Genomic DNA, 1,561 nt, shown 5'->3' with positions numbered 1-1,561 from the left:
CGTAGACATCATGGATTGACCTGCCCCTCCTCAACGTCGTGGGTTACGTTGAGGAGGGACCTAAACGCAGAGCCACTATTGAGGGAGGCAGGTCATGACACAGTCTAACGCAACTCACTCAGCCGTTGAGGAAAGCACTGTCGCTGAACGCCTCAGCGCCGCCAGCGACGTCCACGCCGGCTATATCGGCCTGGATGTGCACAAGGCGAGCATCTCCGTATCGATCGCCGAGGCGGGCCGCCAGGCGCCTGAGTTCCATGGCGAGATCCCCAACGAGCCCAAGGCCATCGACAAGCTGGTCCGCCAGCTGAGCCAGCGCTTCGACGGGCAACCCCTGTTGTTCAGCTATGAAGCGGGCCCCTGCGGTTACGGGGTCTATCACCAAGTCCAGGCCACCGGCCACGATTGTGAGGTGGTGGCCCCGGCGCTGATCCCGCGCAAGGCCGGGGATCGCGTCAAGACCGATCGCCGTGATGCCCAGATGCTGGCTCGCCTGTCGCGTTCCGGTGAGCTGACGCCGGTGTGGGTGCCCACCCCGGAGCAGGAAGCGGTACGCGACCTGACGCGGGCCCGTGAGGACATGAAGGCCATCGAGCTCAAGGCCCGGCAGCGCCTGGGTGCCTTCCTGTTGCGGCATGGCAAGGTCTACGCCGGCAAGAGCAAGTGGACGCAGGCGCACTTCCGCTGGCTGGAGACCGTTCGCTTCGAGACCCCGGTTCAGCAGGTCGTGCTGGAGGAATACGTCGATGCCGTGAAGGCGGCCCAGCACCGCGTGGCGGGGCTGGAAGCGCAGATGCGCGCGGTATTGCCGAGCTGGTCCCTCGCGCCGGTGGTCGAGGCGCTGATGGCGATGCGTGGGATCAGCTTGATTGCCGGCATGACGGTGCTGGCCGAGCTGGGGGATATCAGCCGCTTCGACTCGCCCCGACAGCTGATGGCCTACCTGGGCCTGGTCCCCAGTGAGCACTCCAGCGGCGGCAGCCGGCGCCAGGGCGGGATCACCAAGACCGGCAACGGGCATGTGCGGCGCGTGTTGGTGGAAGCCGCCTGGAGTTACCGCTTCCCGGCGCGCAAGACGCGTGCGATCCAACAGCGCGCGGAGAAGACATCGCCGACCATCCAGGCCATCGCCTGGGAGGCACAGAAACGCCTGTGCGGGCGTTACCGCCGGCTGGCTGACACGGGCAAGGTCACGCAGCAGGTCACCACGGCGGTGGCGCGGGAGCTGGCCGGCTTCCTGTGGGCCATCGCCTGTGAGGCGATGGGCAAGCCGCACGGCAGCCGGGCCACGGCATGACGTCCACGTCCCAGTGCCGGCGGGTCAGGGAGCGTCGGGCCGGTAGGAGAACCCCTGGCCGGCCTATGAGGCCCCCGCCCTGCGGGGCAGGGTGACCCTCGCACGTAGAACAGGGCAGCTCCGCGACGAAGTGATGACAGGTCGGTACCCAACCCACGAATACCAGAGAGATCCACCGTCGCTGATAGCCCCTCGCTCCCTGACCCGTCGGCATTGAGGACAACCATATGTAAATAGAGACAACCGAGCCCTTGACGGGTCAAT

1 protein-coding gene is annotated in these 1,561 nt (G+C 66.4%); it reads left to right on the top strand.

What is annotated here, in order from left to right; genetic code table 11:
* Window positions 1-94: 94 nt before the first annotated feature.
* Window positions 95-1,297 carry an IS110 family transposase gene (locus OP497_RS17440; protein WP_280550774.1) on the top strand — a complete coding sequence of 401 codons (1,203 nt, stop codon included), beginning with the start codon at window positions 95-97 and terminating at the stop codon, window positions 1,295-1,297.
* The last annotated feature ends 264 nt before the right edge of the window (window positions 1,298-1,561 follow it).

The organism is Halomonas sp. 11-S5 (assembly GCF_029889825.1).
GTDB lineage: Bacteria > Pseudomonadota > Gammaproteobacteria > Pseudomonadales > Halomonadaceae > Halomonas.
This window is presented reverse-complemented; position numbering and strand designations above follow the sequence as displayed.